The following is a 22,825-nucleotide window of genomic DNA, read 5'->3' on the forward strand; positions in this document are numbered from 1 at the left end:
AGCTACCTATGCACATTATCCATTATTCATTTTACATTACTCATTAAACAACCTCTATCCACACTGTATTTAAACATTTTAGCCTGACGAATGAGTTAGGCAAACAACATGAGAGGAAAACCAAAACAAGATAAATATTCTAAGCCCTCATCTGGTAAACCCAGTACGGGGCAGTCGCCAACGACTCGCCCGCGTGAGAAAGGCTTTGAGAAATCAACGAAGGTAAGGCCTATTCAACAGGCCGACTCCTTTTTAGATGAAATGAAAAACGACCTGCTGGCGTTTTTTCAGATTAACGATGAACAATCCTTTACGCAGGAGCAGGTACTCGACCATTTCGGTACGGGCGACCGACGCATGAAACTCATCATGCACGGTCTGATCGGTGAATTGACCGAAGAAGGCGCTTTAGTGCGACAATCCGACGGTAGCTACCGGGCAGATGCCAATTCAAACCTGATTGACGGGGTTGTTGATCACGTAAATTCACGCTTTGCATTCGTTATCCCCACTACGGCCAGTGGTATTCGGGGAGATCGGGATAATGATATCTGGGTTTCGACCGATGACCTTGCCGGAGCGGTTGATGGCGACCGGGTTCAGGTAGTTCGCTTTTCGGATTCCCGTAATCGCGCCCGCCGGGTTGAAGGGAAAGTGGCCCGTGTCGTTGAGCGGGGGCGTGCTGAGTTAGTCGGCCGTATTGAAGTCTGGCCAACTTATGGCTTTGTTGTTCCTGACAGCAAGAAGATTTACGACGACATTTTCATTCCTAAAGAGAAACTTGGCGGGGCTGCCGATGGCGAAAAGGTTATTGTTCGGCTTACGAAATTCCCTGATCCCGACAGCCACAAACAACGTTTTGAGGGCGAAGTGATTACGGTGTTGGGAATGGCCGGGCAGAACAATACCGAGATGCACGCCATTCTGGCGGAATTCGGGCTGCCTATTGTATTCCCGCAGGATGTGGAACAGGAGGCCGAGACGATCCCAACCCAAATTCTGGATAAGGATATTGCCAATCGCCGTGACATGCGTGAGGTAACCACCTTTACCATTGACCCCGTTGACGCCAAGGATTTCGATGATGCCTTGTCTGTACAAGTGCTTGAGAACGGCAACTATGAAATTGGCGTACACATCGCCGATGTAACGCATTACGTGTTGCCTGGTTCGAAGCTGGAAGCAGAAGCCTACAAACGGGCCACCTCCGTTTATTTGGTAGATCGGGTTGTACCGATGCTTCCCGAAAAACTGTCGAACGGTCTTTGCTCGCTCCGGCCTAACGAAGATAAACTGACGTTCTCGTCTGTATTTGAGCTGACACCGAATGCCCAGATCGTGAAGGAGTGGTTTGGGCGCACTATTATTCATTCAAATCGGCGGTTTGCCTACGAGGAGGCCCAGGACATTCTGAATAATAGTAGTGGCGATTACCTGGAAGAACTCCGATTACTGAATGAACTAGCCTACAAACTCCGCGACGAACGGTTTAAAAACGGAGCTATTAACTTCGAAACGGTTGAAGTGCGGTTCCGATTAGATGAAAACGGAGTTCCGTTGGCTGTATACCCTAAAATCCGGCAGGACACGAACAAGCTGATCGAAGAGTTTATGCTGCTGGCCAACAAGCGAGTAGCTGAATTTGTGCATTCGCTGTCAAAGCGCAACAAGAATGGCGAAGAGAATACGATGGTGTATCGCGTTCATGAAGGCCCAGCCGAAGACAAGCTCCGCAGCTTTTCAGATTTCGCTCGTAAACTAGGGTACAAACTTAATGTAGACGACGAGCATTTATCCAGTTCGATGAACCGCTTTATGGCGAGTATTGAGGGCAAACCGGAAGCGGGTATGCTCCAGCAACTGGCCGTTAGAACGATGTCGAAAGCTCGGTATAGTACGGAAGATTTAGGCCACTTTGGTCTGGCATTTAAGCGCTACTCGCACTTTACCTCGCCCATTCGTCGATACCCCGATATGATGGCGCACCGGTTGCTTCAACATTACCTGGATAAGGGCAAACCGGTTGATCGCGAAGAGTATGAAGACAAGTGTCGCCATTCATCGGAGCGGGAACGCATGGCTGCCGAAGCCGAGCGGGCCAGCATCAAATACAAACAGGTTGAGTTCATGAGCCGAATGGCTCCCGATCAGGTATTTGAGGGCGTTATTTCGGGCGTTACGGAGTTCGGTATTTTTGTTGAGATCACGGAGAATAGTTGCGAGGGTCTGGTTCGAATGCAGGACCTTAGTGACGATTACTACGAGTTCGATAAAGACAATTATCGGATAATTGGTCAGCGCCATAAGAAAATGTACACCTTTGGCGACCCCGTTGTTGTCAAAGTAAAAGATACCAATCTGGCGCGCCGGAGCATGGACTTTGCCCTAGTGAGCGACAAAGCAGGTCGTGCAACGGATGCAGACACGCGGGGGTTGGGCTCAGACAAAGGCAAGGACAGTCGCAGCTCACGTTCCGGTAGTTCCAAAGGAACATCTGCGTCGTCTTCCCGTCGGTCTGGCAGTGCAAGCTCCAAACAAGGTGTTGCGGCAAAAGGTGAAAACCGGCGTGGTGGACGCGGGAGACGGTAAAAAGTAAAGACTTGTTTAGTAACGGGCTTGCGTTTTAGTGTAGCAATCTGCTATATTTGCACTCCCAAACGGGAAACGTCTGCTTCCGTAGTTCAATGGATAGAATTTCGGTTTCCGGTACCGACGATAGGGGTTCGAATCCCTTCGGGAGCACAGATAATTCAATAAAAATCCCTGCAATTCTCAGATTTGCAGGGATTTTTTTGTTTATAGTCAATTAGTTAGGTGTGACAGCGTTAGTATGTTAAAGCCCGTGTTAATCCTAGCTTATTCGACTTTACACCTTTTGATAAAGAAGATTATGTGATTCCACAAATGTTTGTTTGTGTCGTATTTAGAATCATAGTGCTGTAAAAGCAACCAAAGTAAACTATGAAGCTGTTTAAACTTTTCAAATTAACCGCAAAGAACGCTAAGGCAAAGCGCAAAGACCGCAAAGAAATTCAGTCAGCAAACTCAGCGTTCTTTGCTACTTTGTCTCAGCGCTCTCTGCGGTTAAACTAAAGCGCATTGGAGATATAAAAAATAAAGTTTAAACAGGTTCTATAAGCCGGAGTATCTAACAAAATAGTGACAATAAAAGTAGCCCCTGTTTTGTTAGATACTCCGGCCCTCACTCATTACTGCTTTTGTATTCGTTTGACGAGTTTCTCTCTATCTCCTCTGACCTCCAGCAGATAAATGCCTGCCGGTAGGCTACCTAACTCGAGAGTTGTCTCTCCCTGACCATTCTCAAGTCCAATGACCCAATCCCCCAGCTTATTGGTCAGTACATCATACAACTGGAGCTGTACAGTGGGTTGTTCACCACCACCCCTCACTCGAACTATTACTTTGTCTGAGGTTGGGTTGGGATAAGTCGATACGGTAAAGGCCAATGGATTGACTGGTTCCCCTGCGCCTAATCGGCTCTGCGGGCTACTTATCGTTAGCCGAGCGTTCAATGACATCACACTTCCACACAAACCACTCACTCGGCACGTATACAATCCCGCATTGGCTGGTGTGACTCCAGCTATAGTTAGTGTAGCTGAAGTTTGGTCATTAAGTGGTGTGTTACCTCCATAATACCATTGGTACCTTAAACTGCTTCCACTAGCCTCCACACTGGTAGTGAATGATTGACCAACTGCGACAGTCGCACTAGCAGGTTGCGTGATAAGCTGAGTGGCCGGGTTGATTGTCAGAGTAAATAAGTTGGAACTGACCGAGCCACAATCCGAAGAGACGACTACATAATATGAACCCTCATTAGCGACAGTAACCGACGGTAATGTCAGCGTACGAGAAGTAGATAAGACAGTAGTACTTCCACTTTTCATCCATGCATAGGTCAGGTTGCGACCCACAGCCAACACGCTGGCAACTACATTAGTACCCATACACACAGCTGAACCTGAAACAGGTTGTTGCGTTAGTTTAGCTGACGGATTGATGGTAAGCACGAAACTAGCTTTGTTAGAGACACAACCATTGGCCCCGATGGCCGTCACTGAGTAAGTACGGGTGGTGGTAGTAGTCAGGCTCAAACCGCTGGTAGAGATTGGCAACGTGCTTGCCTGGGTACCCGGTACGCTCCAAACATACGTGTAAGGGGCTGTACCACCGGTAGTGGTAGCCAGTAAATCATAGCTTGCTCCTTCGCAAACGCTGGCACTCGCTATTACCGATGCGATTGGTGCTATCTTCTCCACCTCAATGAGCTGAGTTGTTACAGCGGTACACCCGTTGGCTCCTCTAGCCGTCACCGAGTAGGTGGTTGTTGTGGTTGGACGCACCGTGATCGATGAGGTGGTAGCCCCTGTGCTCCATCTGTAGCTACTACCTCCACTGACTGTCAAACTGGCGGTTGGGCTAGTACAGTCGACCCGAGTGCGATTAGCTGCAATAACCGGCGTAGGGGGCGTCTGATCCACCGTGATGCTACGAGTGGCCACCGTAGTACATCCGGTTGCCCCTGTGACGGTGACCGAGTAGGTGGTGGTCGTGGTGGGGGTAACACTGATGAGATCCGTGGTTTCTCCCGTGCTCCACAGGTAACTACCTTCTGCAACAACCTTTATTCGCACCACCGGATTAGTACAGTTAGCGACTGTACCCCCTACCAGTGTAACGGATGGGCTCGTTCGGTTAACGCTAATACTGCGTTTGAGTTGAAGGCTACACCCATTGGCTCCTGTCACCGTCACCGAGTAGGTGGTGGTGTTCAGTGGGCTCACATCCACCGTTTCCGTCGTGTCCCCCGTGCTCCATCGGTAGCTAACGCCCCCCGAAGCACTCAGGGAGACGGTTGGACTAGCACAGGTAAGAGCGGTTTGACTGGCTACCAGCGATGCGACGGGAGCTGTTTTATCCACCTCAATGAGCTGAGTTGTTACAGCGGTACACCCGTTGGCTCCCCTAGCCGTCACCGAGTAGGTGGTGGTCGTGGCTGGACTTACCGTGATCGATGAGGTGGTAGCCCCTGTGCTCCATCTGTAGCTACTACCTCCACTGACTGTCAAACTGGCGGTTGGGCTAGTACAGTCGACCCGAGTGCGATTAGCTGCAATAACCGGCGTAGGGGGCGTCTGATCCACCGTGATGCTACGAGTGGCCACCGTAGTACATCCGGTTGCCCCTGTGACGGTGACCGAGTAGGTGGTGGTCGTGGTGGGGGTAACACTGATGAGATCCGTGGTTTCTCCCGTGCTCCACAGGTAACTACCTTCTGCAACAACCTTTATTCGCACCACCGGATTAGTACAGTTAGCGACTGTACCCCCTACCAGTGTAACGGATGGGCTCGTTCGGTTAACGCTAATACTGCGTTTGAGTTGAAGGCTACACCCATTGGCTCCTGTCACCGTCACCGAGTAGGTGGTGGTGTTCAGTGGGCTCACATCCACCGTTTCCGTCGTGTCCCCCGTGCTCCATCGGTAGCTAACGCCCCCCGAAGCACTCAGGGAGACGGTTGGACTAGCACAGGTAAGAGCGGTTTGACTGGCTACCAGCGATGCGACGGGAGCTGTTTTATCCACCTCAATGAGCTGAGTTGTTACAGCGGTACACCCGTTGGCTCCCCTAGCCGTCACCGAGTAGGTGGTGGTCGTGGCTGGACTTACCGTGATCGATGAGGTGGTAGCCCCTGTGCTCCATCTGTAGCTACTACCTCCACTGACTGTCAAACTGGCGGTTGGGCTAGTACAGTCGACCCGAGTGCGATTAGCTGCAATAACCGGCGTAGGGGGCGTCTGATCCACGGAGATGCTACGAGTGGCAACAGCCAGGCAACCAGTAGCCCCTGTGACGGTGACTGAATAGGTGGTAGCGGTGGTAGGCGTGACACTAATGGTTGCCGTAGTCTCCCCGGTACTCCAGCGGTAGCTTACTCCGCCGGAAGCAACCAGGGAGGCTGATGCATTAGTACAGTTGAGAACTGTTTGACTGGCCGTTATGGTTGCTACCGGTGGCGTCTGGTTAACGCTGATGGTGCGAGTTGCCACAGCAGTACAACCGTTAGCCCCTGTGACAGTGACGGAATAAGTAGTTGTAGTAGTGGGACTCACATTCACTGTTTCACTAGTTTCCCCGGTACTCCACCAGTAGCTGACGCCACCCGAAGCGGTCAGCGAGCTTGATGGGATAGTACAGTTGAGGGTTGACTGGCTCGCTATCAATGAAGCTGGAGGAGGAGTCTTGTCTACAGCAATGAGTTGACTGGCTACGCTCGTACAACCGTTAGGGCTCGTGACAGTCACGGAGTAGGTAGTGGTTACTGTGGGGCTTACCGTGATCACGGCTGTGGTGGCACCTGTGCTCCACTTGTACGTACCTCCACCGGAAGCAGTTAAACTAGTGATGGGGCTGGCACAGGTTAACGTGGTTGAGCCCGGCAGGATGCTGGCAATAACCAGGTCACTACCTCCGCCGATTACCGTGCTGGCCGTGGCTGTACAACCGTTAATTCCCGTTAGGGTGAGCGAGTAGGTGCCTGCCGTGCTAACAGAAATAGAGGGAGTCGTTTGCCCGGTCGACCACACTACACTACCGGTACCAATGGCTGAAACACTCACCGCTGGACTACTACAGGTTAGCGTAGCATCAGTTGGACTGAGACTAAGTGCTGGTGTAGTTTGATCACTTAGTACAGTCGTGCTCACCATGTTCGTACAGCCGTTGGCGCTTGTCAGAGTAACCGAGTAAGTACCGGTGGCGCTGACCGAAATTGATGAAGTCGTCTGCCCGGTCGCCCATACTAAACTACCACTGCCAACAGCCGATAGAGTTACCGTTGGATTGGCACAGGTCAACGTGGTTGATCCTGGATTAATCACCAACTCAGGTAGTGCATAGACCGTTGTCGTTTGAGAAACAGGCTGCCCATCTTTAGTATAGGTTATCGTATGGGTACCTGCCCCTGCCACAGCCGGATCAAAACTATTTCCTGTAATACCAGGTCCACTAAATACACCACCCGAAGGCGCACCGACTAGTGTTTGGGAGGCTGCATTGCTGCAATAGCTACTGGCCAGGCCGGTAAAGCTTATAGTAGAAGACCGGCTGACGACCCAGGAGATCTGCTGAGTACCTACCCCTGCATTTCCGGTACTGTCAATAACACTGCCAAGATTTACTGAAAATATATAGTTGCCTTCTGGATAAGTAAGTAGCCCGAAATTCCCCGCCGTCCAGTTCTTTGCATCACGATAAATTAGCTGAGTACTGGTAATGGGAACTAGCTGGCCATTTCTTAACAATTGAAACGCAGACGTATTGAGGCCAACCACACCTTCATCGAACTTAATATTGACGAATGGAATGTGTTGCGAATCAAGGGCGCCCTCTGTTGACTTTTCAAGAAGCAGTACCACTGGCCCGGCATTGTCGACGGTGAGCGTGACAGACTGTGTTTGCAAGCCCGGAATACGATCCTCCGACTTTATATTGGGAAGATCTACCCTTAGTTCATAGGCACCGTTTTGGGTTAATATAGTTTGCAAGCCAGACAATTTGAACAGTTTATGGTCTGCGCTTACCGAATCAATAGTTAGCGAACCCGCCTGCAGAACACCATTCTTATAGATCGCAAACCTGGGTGGAGTTACAGTCGTAACATCAATTGGCAAATTGAACAGGAGCTTAACCGTGCTGTAAGCAGAGGCCATGTGGTTTGCAGGAATGCCCTGGAAAGCCTCGACAATAGGGACGCCCAGGAATTGTGACCAACTGACATTTTTGCCAACAGTTCCGGAAATTCCATAGATATCTTCAATAGCAGCGGCTTGTACGGTAAAGATGTAGTTCCCGTTCCCGGTAGTAATCGCAGACAGATCTACATTGAAGGTGGTTGGATCAATCTGGGTAATTATGACAGATGAATTGGCAATATTCGGACCGCCCTGAAACGAGAGGCTCAGATCTTCATACGTAAACGTAGCCGGATTAATTGGCTTGCTGAAGTAAACCTTGAGGTTATTGACCGGGGTCGATACTGACTGAACAGGAGCGCCAGTTATACTGTCAACTTTTGGCACATTGGCATTGACAGGTTTCCACACTACGGTATACGTAGCTGGTCCTGCGGAGGTAAAGCGATCTACGATGTGAAACTTGTTTTCATAAATCGGCGATCTGGCCACTGGTAAGGTAACAAAAGTAAGCCAGGCATTATCCAGCGGAATGACCTGTCCATCGCTACGGGTTACGCTAACAAGCTCGTAAAGCCTGTTACCCGGATCGTCGAGTTTGATATAATTGAATCCCGTGTCCGATGGGGTTACCGTCAGTGTATTGGTAAAGGACGGTGCCGATACAAGTGAGCTAAAGTTTCCGCCTGAAGCTGTAGTTACTTTGGCTGTTCTATTGCCTTGAGAGAAGTAAATTATATCGGGCTGATCATTGACATCAAAAATGTCATTCACCAGAAAGTCATTGATACCATCTTCATGCTCTCCATACAGGTGGATACTTTTTGTCAGTTCGTGCAGTTGCACGCCCTGGATCAGGCTCAATTTGGAGTTTCCATAGCTGTTGTCATGAACAACGTTAGACGTATAGCTTACAAATTTTCCAAGTAACGTACTAGTAAAATACCATTCTCCAACCCGTGTTTCTAAAGCAGGAATAGTACCAAACGGAATGTCAGTAAGACTTAAAGATTGAGACTGACCGTTGAACTTAGTACCAACCAGATTGAAATCAATTGCCAGTCCTTGCACATTGTCTACGACTTTGGGTTTGGCCGATGAAATCGTCACATTGGTTGCCTGACCGTACCCTTTATTTTCAATCATCACCGCTAATTCGGCCGGAATCGATGGCTCTACATCAGGAGAAGTAAGTGCATCGTCCCCCAATATATTTCGTTGCATAAAATAATGGAGCATCAGGCTTGGGCTCGGATTGACCGTGATGGGAACAGGTATTAACGGCATCGTCACCATTGCATTCGCATACGGGTCAAAATAGGTTACCGATCCACCGAATTTATAGACCTTTGGCGTTTGTGGCGCGGCACCAGATTCGGGGATAAAAAGATACCTGACCGATCCTTTTTGCTGGGCGCTGATCTGTCCAGTACCCGTTACGTCGCTAAGGTTGGTAAAGCCCTGGGTCTGAATCTCAAAAAGACCGTTGCTTGGCGTTCCGTTGGCGTCGGTAATCTGTAGGTTCACTGCGATCATCTTCATCGCATCAGTCGGGTGCCCGTTAAAAATTTCCAGTGTTCCCAAGAAGGCTTCCCGCGTCATGGTCACTTTCTGGCTGAATTGAACGGATACCGATGCACAAACGTCCGTTTTCTGGCCATCAATGATTGTATTGAGCGACTTGATCGACTCTTTGTGCATATCATCAATGGTTTTAAAATTTCTGCTAACTGCGTGATTATGCGCTTCGATCAACGTTGCCACATAGCCATCGACCAGATTCCAATTGATGATATTGGGATACGTACTGTTAGGCGCAAAGACGTTTTGCGCTTTGGCCTCCAGTGACGTATTCCAGCGGGTAAAAAATGCGGTGAGGGCAGATGACTGAATGTCGTAGCCTGCCATTGCAGCAATAATATTGCTTTGGGCCATTGCAGGAATAGGCGTTTGATCATTTAGGTAGGTGCTGACCAGCGGAAACAGAGCCGTCCAGCCTTCTTTTGTGATCAAGTCGCCAAAATACTGGATCATCCAGTTATTCAGCGCAGTATAGCCATTCACGACCATCTGTAGATTACCCGAGATTTCATTGAAAACCGCATAGGGCAGATTGCCTTCGGCATTCTTACACGTCTCGATGGCACTTATCACGCCGGTTACACAAAGCACCTGTCCAGTACCAGGCACCTTACCCGAGAGCAAGGCAACTGCTTCATTACCCGCACATTTTAGCAAGCCTCTGCCCTTATCGTGAGTGGCTCCATCAAGGGATACACTTGTATAACAGGGCAGTATGCTAGTTGTATTACCAGCTGGTGTACAGGCCGTTATGGCGTTGCTTATATCGGCGATACACGCCACGCAGCTGGTTTTCTGTTGCTCGATTACAGGAGTTGACCCTGCCGTTCCTTCTGATGATCCGGTTGATCCACAATTAACGCAGGGAGCATCACCCCCACTTGCCTCAATACTGGCAATTCCAGACGACCAGGCGTCGTAGAGTGCGCTATATTGCGCAGGGGTTACAGTCCCTTCAACCACGACAGGAGCCGGTCCTGGCTCGCAATTGCGGCCTTCATAAATAAAGGAAGCCCCGGTTTTATCCCCTAAGCTGGTTGTTGCATTTAACTTATACGAATACGACACACCAACGAAGTCCACACATGGCGCTTCATTGGGGCCTGGGCTGGCGGCTCCGCTTCGCCTGCGCATGATTACCGGAATCTGAATGCTTTGATTGGCAAGCAAATCGGCCGGAGTGTAATTAGTTATGAATTCATACTCAGGATCCGTGGTGGGCAGCTTTAAGGTTACTTGCTGGGCGGCAATGAGCCCATGGTTTGTCAGAACGATGTTAAATAGATAGTCCTGCCCCGTAGCCAGGTGAGGCATCGTTTTCGGCATTTCCATAGTCACTACCGGTGCCGGTACGTTCGTCTCGAATTTGGCCTCCAGCACTACGGTATATTGATCCTGCACAGCCGTGGGTACCACCGTCCAGCTAAAGGTTATGGCCTGGTAATTCAGAAATACAGTGGATTCTACCGTACTGCCAGGATTGATCTCCAGCACATTGCTGTAGGAGGTATGCTTCTCTTTTTCTACCGTAATACGGTGTTTTCCTTCAGGAACATTCGTGGCTAAAAACACGCCCGTTGCATCACTGTAGCCTTGGGCATATACCTCACCCGTAAAATAGTTGGTTATTTTAACCAGCGCGCCTTCTACTTTTGGTCCTCCTTCGGTGTAATAGGTAAATTGGTCTGTTACCGTAATTCGCGCTGTGCCTGCCGATTCGGAAACCCTTTGGAAGGTAAAAGGAATGGAGAAAGTGTTGCCGTTTGTCGAATTGATGCCAATGCTTCCGCCTATAGGATAGTTAAAAGGAACCTCATCCAGTGCAAGGAATTTCAGGATTACACTCGTCGAATCGCCAGGTGCCAGAGAGGGTAAGTTTTTGGCTGTAACACTACTCAGCCAGTTTGCCTGAGGAAGGCTGATTGTAATATTACCCGTTACGCCCTTCCCTTTATTGACCAGTTTGATTTCGACCCGGCGTTCGCCCGAACTTTGCGAAACACTGGCCTGAATAGCCGATACATTGGCAACCAGATAGCCATTGGCGGCCTGGCAGTAGTAATAAATGTTCGTGTTTTGAATAACCCCCTCATCAGATTTTGCCTGGAAGCGCGCTGTTTCAAAGCTGTTTCCGCTGGTTAAGACCGATCCCGTAACGGTATAGCCAATATTTGTCGATGCGTTGCCCGCTAAGGTCGGTAGCGTCGCAAACTGGATAGACGCCCCGTTTGGCAGTGTTACGGGGGCCAGTGTAAAATTAGTCAGGCTTTTGTCGCTCAGGTTTTCCAGTGATAGTGACCCCGTCAGTGGCTCGTTCAGGGTAACTTTAAACTGTGCGGTAGTTCCCCCATTGATGCGAACGCCAAGAACATCAAACGCATCCTGTTCGGTGGTTTGATTTAGACCCGGCGAGCTTGCACCAACTACATAATGTCCCGACTCGCTGGAAAGGGGGGCGAACTGTACTGAATAATTACCCGAGGCATCAGTTAGCGTTAATACTTTTCGTCTAATGCCTTTGGTAATCACGTATACCTCAACCGGTGAATTAGCCACGGTTGAGCCATTGCTTCTTGTCGCCGTTCCCGTAATCGAGACGCTATTGCCCTGCAAAAAATAAGTTGGGCCTACCAGGGCCGATGCGGTGTAGGCTGGCTCAACCGTTAGGCTGGCTGGTTCCGATACGTTATTGGTAAAGAGCAGTTCTGTTAGTGTCGCTGTCGGGTTTACCCAGAACAGCAATTTGTATACGCCTGGTGCATCTGGCGCTTTAAACGAGTTGGCAAGTACCTTAGTCTGGCCTGCTGGAATGGCTTCGCCGAATAAGTTGTCGTAAACCAGCACGTCTGATCCATCGATCGTATTATCGACTGACAAATACCCACGAATCAGTGTTCCGCCTGGCGCAGTGGCAGAGCCCGTATTCTTTATCGAAACCTGATAATTGACGGTAGCGGATGCGGGGACCGTGTTGCTGGCTACCTGGACCGTTGGAATCTGCAAATCGGGTTTATTCAGATCGGTAACGATCACCCAGGTTGAACCTGGTGAGAAACCAGGGGCAGTTGCCGTGAAATAGACTTGCTGGTTGCCGTCGGTAGTACTATCATCCAGTGTCGTTATAATAACGTCAACGAATGACTGGCCAGCGGGTATCTCAACGGTGGCTGGAACGGTGGCCTCGGTTAAATCGGAGGAAGTCAGCGTTACGGAAAGTGCATCGGTCGTGGCTGTGTTTCGGGTGATGCGTAATGAACCTGCATTGGCCAGGCCTTCTGGCAGGGTTTGCTGAGAGGCTGTCAATACGAGTGATGGGCCGTCGTCGTCATTCACAGTAAGCGTAGCCGAAACCGAACCAGAAGAGGTTGGCGGTGCGTTACAGCCGCAGGAGGACACAAATAAGGACGCGTTGATGGTAACAAGGCGCGCGCCATCAACTGCCGTGTTATCAACGACACCGATGGTAAACGTCTTCTCATTTTCGCCTGCCGCCAGCGAAATAGCCCCCGGCAGTATAAGCGTATTGGGCAAGCTGGCCGATAAATTGGCGGTGAAGGCAAGCGAATTGCTTGATGCCGTTCGCCGGAGGGTAGCCTGGGTAGCATTCAACCCGCCAGATTCAGAAATCGTATTTGTTTGCAGGACTAGCTCCAGATGAGGAAAATCATCATCGGTTATTACGATCGTTTTGCTGTCTGGACTGTGGTTTGCTGCGCCCGCAGCAAGCGTAACGTCAAGATCCAACTCCGGAATCTCATCTTGCTCCAGTATGACCGGCACATCAACGTAAAGAGCACCCGCGGCAATCGTGACAGACGCAGGGGCAGGGAAACGAGTTGGGCTACTGGATTGAAGGAAAACCGTTAAAGGACTGGTTGGGGCCAGATTGGTCGCTAGTCTAAATTTGACTGTATCTCCTTCCACACTACTGGCTGGCAGATTGGTTATGGACAATGACGGTAAGTCATTATCAATAATTAGCAGCCCAGCCTGAGCCCCCTGATAACCGGATGCCGAAACCTGCACCTGATCTGTTATTGGCCCTTCGACTGTGGTGTTATCTGGGGCCGAAATCGTGAATGATATGCTGGAATAGCCCGCCGGAATAACTACGGAAGTGGGATAGGAAAGTCTGGCCGAGTTCGTAAGGCTAACCGTTACGGTAAGTTCAGCTGAAACGGAACCGGTCCTGCTTACAGTTGCCGAAATTCCACTGCTATTACCTTCGGTTATTTCGCTCGCAGATAGCGAAAGGAGAAGTCCTTTTTGAATTGTCCAGGCAGTTGGCTGAACAGCAATATTATTGGCCTGTGTGCCTGGCATTTCCTGAACGGTGGGGCCAGGAATTACTTCGACAACAAAAACAGCCTCGTCGCCAACAAGTAAATGGGACGGAATGCTAACGGTGCTGCTTCTGGTAATACGTTGACCAATAGCGAGTGAACTACTGGTCGCATACGTAACCTCTTTAATCAGCGTGCGGTTGCTGCCAGATGGAGACTGTACATAAATCCGCTCTGTCCAATTGATCGGAGAAGCGGCAATTCCATCATTAGCAATATCCCAGGAAACCGTAATGGTATCACCTAAACCAACAACGGTCTTATCGGAACTAACATTTTTTACGGCCAGATCCGGGAGTCGTTCATACACAACAAAGCTCTGTTGTATTGAGTTAGCTGGATCGTATACGTTATTTCCGACTTGTCTTGCTTCCACCAGGACAGTACCTGCCGCTGTCAGCGTAAGTGTATCCCCGTTTACTGTTGCGGGACCCGAAACAACACTGAACGTGACAGGCAAGCCCGACGTTGCCGTAGCCGTTAGGCTGAAAGGCGCATCCCCGAATGTTTTTGGAGAGACTGTAGTAAAGAAAATACTCTGACTACGCTTTGAAACAGAAAACGTTCGCTGTGCTTCGGCAGGTTTAAAATATTCGTTCCCAGCCTGGGAGGCTACCACCGTTACCTGGCCAACTGTTCCCTGAAACGTAATGGTATCTCCGCTAAGTGTTGCCACGCCGGAGGCAGGCGTCGTAGTGATTGTAAAGCTTACTGGCAAACCGGACGTTGCCGTAGCATTGAGCACCACGGGTTCATCTACATATTTGTCCGCAATGGCAGGTAAATTGACCGACTGCTCCACCTGAATTAACTGTTCTATCCACGGTACAAATAGCACTTTATCCGATACCCGGTTTCCCGTACCAGTTGGATTTAATGTTGGATGAAGAGGTCCTGTTGGTGTGCCCCAATACGTACTTCGAGCATCGAGTGTATCACTACCAGCGTTAATTATTCCATAATTTGAATTGCTGTAAATTTTGTTGCTCTGAAGAATAGGCTTTCCGGCTATATTGGCGATACCCGTTGCATTTCCATATATAGTCGATGAAGTAATCGTCGGTGAGGCCGCGTTATTGTAAATTCCATTTTCCTCGCTATTACGGATGGTCGATTTAGAAATACGAATCGAAGAGGTGTTGTTAATGAGGGCAGCACCAGGACTACTAAAGGAAGCTTCTCCCCATCGATCCATAATTACATACTCTAGTTCCGAGTTTGTGCTATTATTGTCAAAGTAGAGCTTCCCTCCATGAGTGGCAGAGGAGCCCATGCCAGGGTTAGCAAAACCCAGAAAACGAATTGAATCTGTAGCTGTCCCCTTGGAGATTAGAGTTCCAAAGACAAAGATTTGATCATAGTAATATTTAGAGCGGATCTCTACCCCAGGCTGAATAGTAGCGACTGCATTAGCCGAGATAGCAAATCCCCCATTGAGCATATAATAGGAGCCTGGCCCTGACTTGGGAATGGTACAATTGGTCCCAATGTCATTGTTCCGCAACTGAATATCGGCATTGGTTAGGTTGCTGAATCCCCCCACACTGGAGGGTGGTGCATCAATGGCTCTACCATTGGCCGCAAACGTAACGCCAGAAATCACCGGACTAACTGAGGCTGACTCAATGCGAATACCAGCTCCTTCACTATTGAGAACGGAGGAGTTAAGTACACTTAGAGAGGACGTATTGCTAACCAAAGCTGCATTATTCGCATTAAAGGAGGATTCCCCCCATCGATCCATACTCACGTATTCCAGTACTGAGTTAGTACTGTTGTTATCAAAGGAAAGCTGGCCTCCGTGAGTGGCAGCGGAACTTACGGCTGGATTGGCAAAACCTACAAATCGAATGGAATCCGTGGCTGTGCCTCTGGCAATCAGCGTACCACTTACAGCGATATTATCGTAGTAATAGCGGGAGCGAATCTCTGTTCCAGCCTGGATAGTGGTGACTGTATTGGCCGAGATAGCAAATCCCCCATTGAGCATATAATAGGAGCCTGGTCCTGGCTTGGGAATGGCACAGGAGATATCTGTACTAGTGGGCCGTAATTGAATATCGGCATTGGTTAGGTTGCTGAATCCCCCCACACTGGAGGGTGGTGCATCAATGGCTCTACCATTGGCCGCAAACGTAACGCCAGAAATCACCGGACTAACTGAGGCTGACTCAATGCGAATACCAGCTCCTTCACTATTGAGAACGGAGGAGTTAAGTACACTTAGAGAGGACGTATTGCTAACCAAAGCTGCATTATTCGCATTAAAGGAGGATTCCCCCCATCGATCCATACTCACGTATTCCAGTACTGAGTTAGTACTGTTGTTATCAAAGGAAAGCTGGCCTCCGTGAGTGGCAGCGGAACTTACGGCTGGATTGGCAAAACCTACAAATCGAATGGAATCCGTGGCTGTGCCTCTGGCAATCAGCGTACCACTTACAGCGATATTATCGTAGTAATAGCGGGAGCGAATCTCTGTTCCAGCCTGGATAGTGGTGACTGTATTGGCCGAGATAGCAAATCCCCCATTGAGCATATAATAGGAGCCTGGTCCTGGCTTGGGAATGGTACAGGAGATATCTGTACTAGTGGGCCGTAATTGAATATCGGCATTGGTTAGGTTGCTGAATCCCCCCACACTGGAGGGTGGTGCATCAATGGCTCTACCATTGGCCGCAAACGTAACGCCAGAAATCACCGGACTAACTGAGGCTGACTCAATGCGAATACCAGCTCCTTCACTATTGAGAACGGAGGAGTTAAGTACACTTAGAGAGGACGTATTGCTAACCAAAGCTGCATTATTCGCATTAAAGGAGGATTCCCCCCATCGATCCATACTCACGTATTCCAGTACTGAGTTAGTACTGTTGTTATCAAAGGAAAGCTGGCCTCCGTGAGTGGCAGCGGAACTTACGGCTGGATTGGCAAAACCTACAAATCGAATGGAATCCGTGGCTGTGCCTCTGGCAATCAGCGTACCACTTACAGCGATATTATCGTAGTAATAGCGGGAGCGAATCTCTGTTCCAGCTTGGATAGTGGTGACTGTATTGGCCGAGATAGCAAATCCCCCATTGAGCATATAATAGGAGCCTGGTCCTGGCTTGGGAATGGCACAGGAGATATCTGTACTAGTGGGCCGTAATTGAATATCGGCATTGGTCAGGTTGCTAAGCCCCCCTACACTAGAAACTGAAGCCTCAATGGCCTTTTCATTGCCCATAAAGACTACCGAGGAGATCACCGGACTGATCGAGGCTGCATCGATGCGAATACCGGTGTTACCACTGTTGGTCACCGATGAATTGGTGACCTGCACGCCCGATGAACTGATGGATATTCCCAACCCTTCGCTGCCATGAATCGAGGAGTTGTTGATGGTCAGTGAGCTAACCCCTGCATTGATATTAATGGCACCTGTAGTCGAAGAATAGTCCCGATCTCCCCATCGGCTCATGGCCACATAGTCCAGCACCGAGTTGGCACTTCCGCTAGAAAATGAAAGCCGTCCTCCATGAGTGGAAATCGATGTATAATTAGGATTAGCAATACCCACAAAGCGGATCGAGTCGGTAGCAGTGCCTTTGGCAATCAGCGTACCATCGATAGAGACCTGATCATAGTAATATTTAGAGCGGATTTCGGTCCCAGGCTGGATAGTAGTGACTGTATTGGCCGAGATGGTAAAGCCCCCATTACCAAAACTATAATAGGAGCCCGGTCCTGGCTTGGGAATGGTACAGGATGTGCCAGTGGCATCAGCCCGTAATTGAATATCGGCATTGGTCAAATTGCTGAAACCGCTTACACTGGAGGCTGGAGCCTCAATGGCCTTTTCATTGCCCATAAAGACTACCGAGGAGATCACCGGACTGATCGAGGCTGCATCGATGCGAATACCGGTGTTGCCACTGTTGGTCACCGATGAATTGGTGACCTGCACGCCCGATGAACTGATGGATATTCCCAACCCTTCGCTGCCATGAATCGAGGAGTTGTTGATGGTCAGTGAGCTAACCCCTGCATTGATATTAATGGCACCTGTAGTCGAAGAATAGTCCCGATCTCCCCATCGGCTCATGGCCACATAGTCCAGCACCGAGTTGGCACTTCCGCTAGAAAATGAAAGCCGTCCTCCATGAGTGGAAATCGATGTATAATTAGGATTAGCAATACCCACAAAGCGGATCGAGTCGGTAGCAGTGCCTTTGGCAATCAGCGTACCATCGATAGAGACCTGATCATAGTAATATTTAGAGCGGATTTCGGTCCCAGGCTGGATAGTAGTGACTGTATTGGCCGAGATGGTAAAGCCCCCATTACCAAAACTATAATAGGAGCCCGGTCCTGGCTTGGGAATGGTACAGGATGTGCCAGTGGCATCAGCCCGTAATTGAATATCGGCATTGGTCAAATTGCTGAAACCGCTTACACTGGAGGCTGGAGCCTCAATGGCCTTTTCATTGCCCATAAAGACTACCGAGGAGATCACCGGACTGATCGAGGCTGCATCGATGCGAATACCGGTGTTGCCACTGTTGATCACCGATGAATTGGTGACCTGCACGCCCGATGAACTGATGGACATCCCCAACCCTTCGCTGCCATGAATCGAGGAGTTGTTGATGGTCAGTGAGCTAACCCCTGCATTGATATTAATGGCACCTGTAGTCGAATAAAAGTCCCGATCGCCCCATCGGCTCATGGCCACATAGTCCAGCACCGAGTTGGCACTTCCACTGGCAAAGACAAGTTGCCCTCCATGAGTAGAAACGGGCGTATAATTGGGATTGGCAATACCTACAAAGCGGATCGAATCGGTGGCTGTACCTCTGGCGATCAGCGTGCCATTGATTGTGATGTTATCGTAATAATAATGAGATCGGATCTCCACCCCCGGATCAATGGTGGTGATTGTATTCGCTCCGGTAGAAAAGCCTCCATTGAGCATATAGTATGAGCCCGGCCCTGGCTTGGGAATGGTACAGGAGGTTGTTGTGGGATCCGTTCGTAATTGAATATCAGCATTGGTCAGGTTGCTGATCCCTCCTACACTGGAGGCTGGGGTATCAATGGCTTTGTTATTGCCCGCAAATACTACCGAGGAGATCACTGGATTAATTGAAACGGCATCAATACGGATACCGGTGTTGCCGCTGTTGGTTACTAAGGAATTGGAGACCTGTACAGCCGAGGAACTGATATTAATCCCCAGCCCTTCGCTGCCATGAATCGAGGAGTTGTTAATGGTCAGTGAGCTAACCCCTGCATTGATATTAATGGCACCTGTAGTCGAATAAAAGTCCCGATCGCCCCATCGGCTCATGGCCACATAGTCCAGCACCGAGTTGGCACTTCCACTGGCAAAGACAAGTTGCCCTCCATGAGTAGAAACGGGCGTATAATTGGGATTGGCAATACCTACAAAGCGGATCGAATCGGTGGCTGTACCTCTGGCGATCAGCGTGCCATTAACGGTGAAGTTATCGTAGTAATACTGAGAGCGGATTTCCACCCCTGGCTCTATAATAAGCGTTTGCCCAGTGGGTATATTTACTGAACTGTTAATAACGTAGGGACTGTTCGCTTTTGTTAAGGTACCAGCTACGGAGCCGCTTAACGGAGTTTGGGCAAAACTGTTGTAGAAAGAAGAAAGTACGACAAGAAAGGGAAAGAGAAAGGTATACTTTGTTAACATAGTTGTTACATTAAGGTGTAGATATTTTCCAATGCAAACAACTATATATTTGTTGACAATCAAATACTTGAGGTTATTACGTATATTAGTTAATTGTGGAATTTATTAAACGGCGATGGGCGAAGGAGCTTATTATTTCTTGAGATAGTCATATTTTTCCGAAAAATAAATATAGGTTACACTGAAGCGGTACAGCCCAGTTTTGTAACGGTATTTCCAGCTACCAACAACGTACTTTATTTTGAAGCAATGTGGTTTCAATAAGGCTATTTTTGAGTAAAAAGGCTCCAGCACCGGGCATGCCTTTTTGATCTGATCATTGCAAAATTCGATAGTAAAAACCTTCGACTGCGTTAGTCTTATAAATCACCCTGGAAATGGTGGTCGGGTATTCAAACAAGTGGGAACCTACTTAATGGCATGCTTTGACAATGTAACGGTCAGCGTTGGATTAGAGTAAAATAGCAACTGGCAAGATCAGGTAACGATATGAGTAATCACCCAGAAGAAACAGACATTTTTGAGCGAATGCGGGCTGGCGAACCTCTTCGCAAGGAGGATCCTGAGTACGGTAAATTTAGCGAAATCGTAGCGCGCTCGATCCGGTTGTGCGTCGAGATGAACGCAACCGCAACTGATGTAGACCAGGTAAGAAACCGACTGAGCAATATAATTGGAACGGAGATTGATGCGTCTACCACCATCTTTCCCCCGTTTTATACCAACTTTGGCCGGTTTATTCGGCTTGGGAAAAACATCTTCATCAACCATGCATGTTCGTTCCTGGATATTGGCGGTATAACAATTGAAGATGATGTGCAGATTGGCCCCAGAGTCAATATTACCTCCGAAAATCACCCGATAAACCCCGGCGATCGCAAAACAGTTATTCTCCAACCCATTCTGATTAAACGGAATGTCTGGATTGGTGCAGGAGCCACTATCTTACCCGGCGTTACGATTGGCGAGAACGCCATTGTGGCCGCCGGAGCTGTTGTGAGTCGGAATGTCCCCCCAAATACCGTGGTCGCTGGCATTCCGGCGAAGGTGGTAAAAACAGTTTAGAAATGACACCAGATAGAAACACGCCCCTTTTTCTAAAAAGTGAAAAACGAACGAACGGTTATTTTATCGGAGATACCTTTCTGACTCCCCTTTTAGCGAGAGATAAGAATAATGATTTTGCACTGGGTAATGTAACGTTTTAACCCGGCGCCAGAACCAGCTGGCATACCCACCCGAAAGGATAAGTAGTACTGGTGGCATAGCGTATTGGCTACTTATAAACTGATTCATATCGCCATTACCAATTACCAGGGAGAGACCAGCGTAGTTTGGGATAAATCTGTTTCGGATGAAGAATACACAGAAGCCAGTACATCCTACTAAATAATAACGATCAACAATGAGCAAAAACAAATTACTGTCAGGAATACTTCTTTTTGTTCTCATAGCATCGACAACGGCCATGAATGCACAGCAGACAACAGCCATTAATCAGGAACTAAACGCGCAGCAGCAACGCATTGTGGCTATATCTGCTCTTGCTGCCACCGGCGATCTGGATGGATTGAAAGCACAATTGGGCGCAGGACTTGATGCCGGTCTTACGATCAATGAAATCAAGGAATTACTGGTGCAACTATATGCCTATTGTGGTTTCCCGAGAAGTTTGAATGGCATCAGTACATTTATGAAGGTGTTGGAAGAACGAAAAGCAAACGGCATTCAGGACCCGATCGGAAAGGAAATCCTATTGACCAACGACCTTTCTGACAACTATGAACGAGGCAGAAAGCTGTTGGAAGTATTGACTAAAAAACCGCAGCCAAAGCCCGCACCTGGCTTTGGGGAATTCGCTCCGCGGATAGATGCTTTTTTGAAGGAGCATCTTTTTGCCGACGTATTCGACAGTGATGTGCTTAGCTATCAGCAACGGGAATTGATAACTATAGCTGCCTTAGCCGCCATGCCGGGCGTCGCATCCCAATTACAGGCTCACCTGAAAATGGGGATGAATACAGGCCTTACCGAAAGCCAATTGGTTCAGGTGGCGGGGGTAATTGAAACGTTCATTAGCCGGACACAGGCAAACTCACTCAGGGAAATACTGGCAAAGCCAATCGTCTCTGTCATCGAAACGGATATGATGATACGCATCGCTGAACTTGAGATCGTGCTGGACTATCTGGGCGAATATAAAGCTATCCTGAAAGAAGAAGCGGCTAGATCTGTGCAACTTGAGCCGGGGGTAATTGCCATCTTTCCGATGTATGAGAAAGAAAAACCAACCCAAATCAGGTTAATAGAAGTATATGCTAACCAAGCGGCTTATCAATCGCATTTAAAAACACCCCATTTTCAGCATTATAAAACATCTACTCTGAAAATGGTGAAGTCATTAAAGCTGATTAATATGGCTGGCCTTGACCCTGAAACAATGTTGAACGTATTTAAAAAGTTAAAATGAGTCTTGACTGGCGCTTTGGAAAGTAGAGTCGGCTAACTTAATGAGACGATCCAGTGAGCGTACCGTGCGTTGCAATCCGTTTGCCTGTTCAATTAAACGACTGCCTGAATTCCAGGGGCGAAACATCGGTTTTTGTCTTGAATAATTTGCTGAACGACTGCGGATGCTCAAAGCCTAACTGATAGGCAATTTCACTGACGGACAGCCCCGTAGTCGATAACTTCTCTTTTGCTTTTTCAATCAATTTTTGGTGGATGTGCTGCTGGGTGTTCAAGCCAGTCAGGGCTTTAAGCAACCCACTTAAATAGTCCGATGATACATTTAGGGTTTCAGCAATGGAACTAACAGTGGGTAAGCCTTTCTGGCTAATAGCCTCACTATCAAAATAGACGGCCAGTAAGTCCTCCAGCCGATCCAGAATCTGATGATTGGCTACACGCCGGGTAATAAACTGACGATGATAAAACCGGTCCGTATACTTGAGCAACAACTCCAATTGTGCAATCATAACATCCTGGCTGAATTTGTCCAGGTTGGCGTGGTATTCCTGCTCCATATGCTGCGCAATGTCGGTAATCATGGTTTCTTCCTTATCGGAAAGGTGCAGGGCTTCATGGACCGAATAGCTGAAATAATCATAGTGACGGATGGTTTTTGCCAACGGCGTGTTCCACAAAAAATCGGGATGGAATAGTACCATCCATCCCGAAGGTTCATGGGTTGCGTCTTTGTTAAACTCGATACTTAAAACCTGACCGGGCGCCATGCAAAACAACACGCCTTCATCAAAATCATGGGACTGCTGACCATATTTCATCTTGAGCTTAAAATTCTTCTTCATCGAGACAGAATAAAAATCAAAGATCAAACTGATCGGCCCATCAATAGACGGACGTTGAAAGGATTCCAAATTGATCACACTGATTAAGGGATGTTCCGGCTTGGGAAGCTCCAGCATCCGGTGATAGTCAGTGATCGATTTAAGCCGGTAAGGTTGCATACTTGTCAT

Annotated in this window: 5 protein-coding genes and 1 tRNA gene; 4 read left to right on the forward strand and 2 right to left on the reverse strand. The window is 48.6% G+C overall.

Annotated elements, in window-relative coordinates; genetic code table 11:
- Nucleotides 1-108 precede the first annotated feature (108 nt).
- Both rnr and EXU85_RS01930 read left to right on the forward strand, forming a co-directional pair.
- Complete coding sequence (gene rnr / locus EXU85_RS01925; RefSeq protein ID WP_142770454.1) at nt 109-2,589, forward strand: ribonuclease R; 2,481 nt, start codon at nt 109-111, stop codon at nt 2,587-2,589.
- An 81-nt stretch (nt 2,590-2,670) separates the two neighbouring features.
- Nucleotides 2,671-2,742, forward strand: a tRNA-Arg gene (locus EXU85_RS01930).
- Nucleotides 2,743-3,209: 467 nt separating this feature from the next.
- Here the strand turns inward: EXU85_RS01930 and EXU85_RS01935 are convergent.
- A complete protein-coding gene (locus EXU85_RS01935) occupies nt 3,210-19,346 on the reverse strand; it encodes a T9SS type A sorting domain-containing protein (protein WP_142770455.1) in 16,137 nt (5,378 codons plus the stop codon).
- Between the two features lie 489 nt (nt 19,347-19,835).
- On the opposite strand from EXU85_RS01935, the gene EXU85_RS01940 reads away from it, so the two are divergent.
- Together EXU85_RS01940 and EXU85_RS01950 are read left to right on the forward strand one after the other, a co-directional pair.
- On the forward strand, nt 19,836-20,411 hold the full coding sequence (locus EXU85_RS01940) for a DapH/DapD/GlmU-related protein (protein WP_142770456.1): 576 nt from the start codon (nt 19,836-19,838) through the stop codon (nt 20,409-20,411).
- A 340-nt stretch (nt 20,412-20,751) separates the two neighbouring features.
- Nucleotides 20,752-21,816: a carboxymuconolactone decarboxylase family protein gene (locus EXU85_RS01950; protein ID WP_210422429.1), complete on the forward strand. Its 1,065-nt coding sequence runs from the start codon at nt 20,752-20,754 to the stop codon at nt 21,814-21,816.
- Between the two features lie 88 nt (nt 21,817-21,904).
- On the opposite strand, the gene EXU85_RS01955 is transcribed toward EXU85_RS01950, so the two are convergent.
- On the reverse strand, nt 21,905-22,825 hold the full coding sequence (locus EXU85_RS01955) for an AraC family transcriptional regulator (RefSeq protein ID WP_142770457.1): 921 nt from the start codon (nt 22,823-22,825) through the stop codon (nt 21,905-21,907).

The organism is Spirosoma sp. KCTC 42546 (assembly GCF_006965485.1).
In the GTDB taxonomy this organism is placed as follows: domain Bacteria; phylum Bacteroidota; class Bacteroidia; order Cytophagales; family Spirosomataceae; genus Spirosoma.

Coding starts and splice junctions, on each gene's coding strand:
- rnr (WP_142770454.1), top strand. CDS start 109: ATGAGAGGAAAACCAAAACAAGATAAATATTCTAAGCCCTCATCTGGT.
- EXU85_RS01935 (WP_142770455.1), bottom strand. CDS start 19,346: ATGTTAACAAAGTATACCTTTCTCTTTCCCTTTCTTGTCGTACTTTCT.
- EXU85_RS01940 (WP_142770456.1), top strand. CDS start 19,836: ATGAGTAATCACCCAGAAGAAACAGACATTTTTGAGCGAATGCGGGCT.
- EXU85_RS01950 (WP_210422429.1), top strand. CDS start 20,752: ATGAGCAAAAACAAATTACTGTCAGGAATACTTCTTTTTGTTCTCATA.
- EXU85_RS01955 (WP_142770457.1), bottom strand. CDS start 22,825: ATGACAAGTATGCAACCTTACCGGCTTAAATCGATCACTGACTATCAC.